At 45.4% G+C, this 5,597-nt stretch carries 5 protein-coding genes; 4 read left to right on the top strand and 1 reads right to left on the bottom strand.

Translation table 11 applies throughout. The annotated features are described in order from the left end of the window. Nucleotides 1-285 precede the first annotated feature (285 nt). Entirely contained in the window at nucleotides 286-720 is a 435-nt protein-coding gene (locus A3757_RS05070; protein ID WP_068509492.1) for a group II truncated hemoglobin, read from the top strand. Beyond that, on the top strand, nucleotides 717-1,040 hold the full coding sequence (locus tag A3757_RS05065; protein WP_068509494.1) for a hypothetical protein: 324 nt from the start codon (nucleotides 717-719) through the stop codon (nucleotides 1,038-1,040). The genes A3757_RS05070 and A3757_RS05065 overlap by 4 nt, the downstream gene beginning before the upstream one ends. Nucleotides 1,041-1,048: 8 nt before the next feature. Here the strand turns inward: A3757_RS05065 and A3757_RS05060 are convergent, their stop codons facing one another. Continuing rightward, nucleotides 1,049-3,289, bottom strand: coding sequence for a patatin-like phospholipase family protein (locus A3757_RS05060; protein WP_068509510.1), 2,241 nt, complete (start codon nucleotides 3,287-3,289; stop codon nucleotides 1,049-1,051). Nucleotides 3,290-3,469: 180 nt separating this feature from the next. Here A3757_RS05060 and A3757_RS05055 point away from each other — a divergent pair, with 180 nt between their 5' ends. Together A3757_RS05055 and A3757_RS05050 are read left to right on the top strand one after the other, a co-directional pair. Continuing rightward, entirely contained in the window at nucleotides 3,470-4,705 is a 1,236-nt protein-coding gene (locus A3757_RS05055; RefSeq protein ID WP_197469805.1) for a DEAD/DEAH box helicase, read from the top strand. 5 nt (nucleotides 4,706-4,710) lie between these two features. Beyond that, nucleotides 4,711-5,597: MBL fold metallo-hydrolase (locus A3757_RS05050; RefSeq protein ID WP_197469803.1), on the top strand; the 887-nt coding region annotated here is incomplete at its 3' end.

The raw sequence follows: 5,597 nt of genomic DNA, 5'->3' as shown, positions 1-5,597 counted from the left end.
CGAATCCGCCCTTCCAGATAAGCCAATCACGATTTAGTATCACTCAATTTGACTTCAAGATTTTTCACGTCATTATTAAGCACATGACAAGCTCAGAAACTAAACGCCCTTATCAAATCTCCAATCGTGCTGAATCAACTGCTCAAACTATTTGTGGCCGCGACTGAATTATACCTCTGGAAGTGATGAGGCATGGTTTAAATCAGGGCACTGAACAAACTGACAAAACATTGCTTAAGCTAGTAAAGGCTTGGTAAGTGTGAGAAAACAAAGTTAGATAACTTAATGAATATTAGCGATAAACAGTATGGCCAAGGTGACTCGACCTTTGTTGCCGCAGGCGGTGAACCGGGACTGACACGTTTAGTTGATACGTTCTATTTAATGATGGATACCCTACCCGAAGCACAAGTCATTCGGAAAATGCACCCTGAAGATTTGACTCTATCCCGACAGAAGCTCACCTACTTCCTGGCCGGGTGGATGGGTGGACCGCGTTTGTATATGCAACACTTTGGATCGATTAGCATCCCTAAAGTACATAGCCACCTCACCATAGATAGTGAAGAAAGAGACGCCTGGATGCTATGTATGGAGAAAGCTCTCGACACTCTCGAATACCCAGAGTCTTTCAAAAGCTATTTATTAGAACAGCTATTTAGACCTGCAGAGATGATTCATCAAACCAGCCACAGCAAACATGACGAGGAGCCTTCGTGAGCACAACCCCCTTATCCATTCTCTCCGACCTGGCCACCGACACTCACGTAAAAATCCAGCAAGAGCACGCCAACATTAATCCGGTTGTCGGTGTCAGCAAAAATATGCGAGCTAACGGGATTCCGGCCGACGTCATGACAATTGATTGTCTGAAAAGTGGTAAACGAATCATCTTGATTCTGCATGATGAACAGCCCGAACAGCTTATGTATCAGTTCGCTTACCGAGATAAGGACCCTGATGATGCATTTCAGCAAATCAAGCTGGCAGATATAAGCGTCGACCTACTCTATACCTGGATAGTGGAATACTTCTCTTAGCGGCAAACTTACAGCTCGTAACCCAGGTAAAAGTATACCGAGCTGGCACCATGATCATTGGCACCGTAGCCCAAAGCAACTGGGCCCATTATGGTGTCGGTGCCTAGATAGATACTACCACCATAAATAAGCTCTTCGAGGTCGACTTTCTCATCCTGTCTCCACACATTCCCAGCTTCTGCGCTAAGTCCTACGTATAAGGGCAAACCTGTTTTTCTAATAAAGCCTCCACGTAAGTCGTATTGATAAATCAATGCCATAAAGGCCTTATGCGGCCCGCTCAGGTCTCGCTCGTTAAAACCGGACAGGTTTAAAAAACCACCTAAAGAAGCATTGTTAACACTGTGTTCGCCATCATCTACGAACATCTTATTAAAAGCAGCCTTGCCTACAAAGGCATGGCTATCAATACTAATCGCGCCCTTCCACTCAAAGCCAAGCTGAGTAGACTGGACGCCGAAATCACTTTGCCCTCCATCTTGAAGCGTTACATTATCAGCATCTTCTTCTTTATGAATAAGGGAAAGCTCAATTCGATTTCCTTCTGTTGGAAAGCTGGCACTATTTAAGCTGTCATAACCCAGTTTAAGATAAGCTCCATACGTGTCATAGTTTATCTTTTTGGAGAGTAAATAGTCATTATCCAAACTCCCCACTTCAGCCAAACCGCCCACTTCAAGTATTCCATTCCTGGAAAAGTTAAACCCCAAACCCGCCCGAAGCTGATGAATATTCTGCTCGACAGTTAAGGGAAGAACATTGAGGTCAAGTAGACGCCAGTCAACAGACTCGAAGGCATAGCGACCTAAAGTATAAAAAGTACGGGATTTTGTTAGTGGCCAATATAACTCCGTATTTAACTCAGGATCACTTCCCAGCTCTAGTTGCGAACGCCACTCTCCACCATTAACGCTTAGGTTAGTCGCGGTATAAGCCAAATCAAGATCCGTCTTTGACTGATCGGTAAAATTGGTTTCCCAGCCCAAGCCAAACTCAAGGAAGTTCGGCCCCCAATCTTTTCCTTCGGCAGTAACTATGACACTGTGCTGATCGTTCTCGGGGATTATTCTGGCATCAACTCGCTGAAACTCATCAAGGGAATATACTCGACTTAATGCCTGGTTAAGTTGACTCGGACTTAACTTCTCACCCGCTTTTAAATCCAGGTTTTCTGAAATAATACTTTGATGAGCATTGGAGTGGTTATCTATTCTAATCTGTTTAAATGCTTCTTTTTGCACACGCACCAAACGGTTTTTCACCCTCTCTTTTGCCAACAGGTAAGACTGATACTCTGCCTCCGAAAGTGACAAAGCCTGCAATGACAACAAATGATATTCAGCCGCTTCAAGACCTTCTTGTATTCCCAAGTGAAAGGTTGACCAATCAGTCGTACTCAAATTATCAATATCAGGCTTTATTAGAATATCTTCAGCCGCCAGGTGTGCCTTTTGTTTTTCAGTCGAGGCCACGGTGAGAAAGTTAGAGAGCTGCCCCAAGATAGAAAAAGTATCAGTCAAGGATTCAGGCTTAGCTAACTCATCCCCGATATCTACTGCGATAACGATATCCGCCCCCATTTGTTTCACGACATCTATTGGAACGTTATTTACCAAACCACCATCAACTAACAACTGCCCGTCCCAGTTTACAGGTGCCAACACACCAGGCACATTGGCCGAGGCTCTCATAGCACTAAGTAGGTCTCCGTGATCTAGTGTAACTTGCTCGTTGCGGCTCAGGTCGGTCGCAATTGCTCGATAAGGTATCGACAGCTGATCAAAGCTCGATAGCACCGGCACCATACCAAAGGTCTCACGTAATAGCTGCGCGGCACGCTGACCATACAACAAACCACTTGGCGAGGTAATTTGGTAATCACGCAGCCCTATATCCAAGGGTACATTAAATTGGTCTCTTTGCTTTAAGCGATAAGGTAAATCTTGACGAGGAATCGAGTCTGAGTAACCTTCCTCCCACGTAGTAGCCATCATCTTCTTCTCAATCTCTGCCGCGCTGTAACCCATGGCATATAGGCCACCTACGATCGAGCCAATACTGGTGCCCGCTATGTAATCAACAGGAATCTGCTCACGCTCTAAGGCTTTAAGCACACCAACATGAGCACCGCCTTTGGCACCACCTCCTCCCAAAGCCAAACCAATTTTGGGTCGTGCAAAAAGGCTGGTAGAAATAAGCAAAAGAATAAGGAAAACCAGGGAAAAAAGGTGAATTAGCTTGGTATTCATATATGATTTGTTCAACATTAGATTGTTAGTATTGGGAAGAAGTCTAGAGTAAAGCGCGCAATCAGATAGAATCAAGTATCTACTTGTTTATTTTAATACTTCTCGATTTCTCTCCTTTCTTCTAATAACTCTTGCTCTAATTTGGTATTATCCGCTTCACATTCGAAGAGGGTAATATTTGTGTTCAGTGAACTCGAAGACAGTTTAATTCAAGCAATAGAAGAAGCAGGTTTTAAAGAACCGACTGAAGTTCAGGAAAAAACCCTGGTTGACGCGCTCGATGGCGAAGACTTATTTGTCAGCGCTGAGACAGGTAGTGGTAAAACGGCTGCCTATCTACTCCCTACCTTCGACCAAATAATGCATGAAGAAGGCGGTGACATACTTGCCCTGGTATTGGTTCCTACACGTGAACTCGCCCAACAAGTGCTTAAGCAGGCAAAACAGCTAGCTCGCTTTACAGCACTTAAGTTGGGTCATATCGGTGGCGGTACTGACATCCACAAACAGACCGAAATCATTCAAAACCCGCCACACTTTATCGTGGCAACACCGGGGCGTTTGTCTGAATTGCTTGCCAGAGACCTGTTAGACCTTTCTTCGGTAGACATCCTGATACTTGATGAAGCAGACCGCTTACTCGACATGGGCTTTAGCGATGAGATTCTATCTATTTCAGAACACTGTCATCAACGGCGTCAAACGCAGCTCTATTCAGCAACACTAGCCAATAAAGCACTTCGAGGCCTGGCAGACCAGTTGCTAGATGAGCCAAAAGTGTATGAGCTAAACCAAACAAGCGATACTCACACATCAATTGATCAGCAAATCATCTTTGCTGACGATAACGCTCACAAATACCAACTACTATGCTGGCTACTAAGAAACGAAACATATCGTCACAGCATTGTCTTTTGTAACTCGAAAGAGCAAGTAGATCAGGTTTACCGTGTCATGCAGCAACAAGAAATTAGCGCTGGTGTATTACACGGAGACAAAGACCAGAAACAACGAAATCTCGTGATGAGCAAAATGCGCCGTAACGAGCTGAAAGTAATGGTCGCTACAGATATTGCTGCACGAGGTATTGATATTGAAGGCATGGATCTGGTGATCAACTTCGAAATGCCGAGGCGTGGTGAGATATATGTCCACCGTATAGGTCGCACCGGCAGAGCGGGCGAAAAGGGTTTAGCCATCACCCTTATTTCCGCGCCTGAATTTAACCTTATGGCCGGTATAGAGCGTTTTCTAAAGCAGACCTTCAAGCGACGTAAAGTTAAAGAGCTTGAAGGTCACTATAAAGGCCCGAAAAAACTCAAAGCTTCCGGAAAAGCGGCTGGTTCTAAGAAGAAAAAGAAAACCTCTGGAAAGAAAACAAGCGCCAAGAAAAAATCAGTTAAACGAAAGAAATAGCACAAGTGTCGACAAGCAAGCGCCCCCAACATCATCTACCAGTAGGAGGGTTTCGAAACCCTCCCGGCAGCCCAAAACGCACTAGTAGCACTTGGGAAGCAATACGCTTCTTTACCACCTTCCCCTTCGCAAATAGAATGCCTTCTATACCTGAAGGCCACATTCTGCCCAAGGAGCAAGTGGAGCAGCAATACCGCGATACACCGCAACCTAGCATCACCTGGATAGGTCATGCAGCCTTTATCCTCCGCCTAAACAACAAAGTTATCATTACCGACCCCTTCTTGAGTGAAGTTGCTGGCCTTGGTTCTTTAGGCCCCAAACGTTTTGTGCCTTCTGCATTTGACGCCAAGTCATTACCCCAAGCCGATATCATAGCCATCAGCCACAACCACTATGACCACTTAGATGACTTAGCCCTTCGAGCCTACCCCTACAAAAAAGAAACTTTAGTCATCGTACCCTTGGGCCTTAAGCGCTTCTTAACATCGCGAGGCTACAAGCGTGTTATTGAGCAAGACTGGTGGCAAGAAACACAAGTCGAAGAACTAACCATCACCACACTACCCGCCGTGCATTTCTCTGGCAGAGGCCTCTTTGATACCAACAAGACCCTATGGGCAAGCTTCAGCTTCCGCTCCAAGGAAAGAAGCATATGGTTCTCGGGCGATACAGCGAAAGGTGAGATATTCAAGGAGATAGGTGAACGGGCAGGCCCCTTCGATTTGGCCTTAATTGGTATTGGCGCCTATGAGCCAAGAAGGTATATGCGTTCTGTTCACGCGACACCTGAAGATGCCATTGAAATTGCAAGAAGTATCAAAGCACAGAAAACCATCGGCATGCATTGGGGGGCTATCATGCTGACACCTGAAGACCCATTTGAAGCCCC

The sequence above is a fragment of the Oleiphilus sp. HI0117 genome (genome assembly GCF_001635235.1).
Note: the sequence above shows the minus strand (reverse complement) of the source record. Positions and strands in the feature narration are given on the sequence as shown.

What these genes read in the sequence shown, in the direction of transcription:
- A3757_RS05060 (WP_068509510.1), bottom strand. Translation starts at nt 3,289, where the DNA reads ATGAATACCAAGCTAATTCACCTTTTTTCCCTGGTTTTCCTTATTCTT.
- A3757_RS05070 (WP_068509492.1), top strand. Translation starts at nt 286, where the DNA reads ATGAATATTAGCGATAAACAGTATGGCCAAGGTGACTCGACCTTTGTT.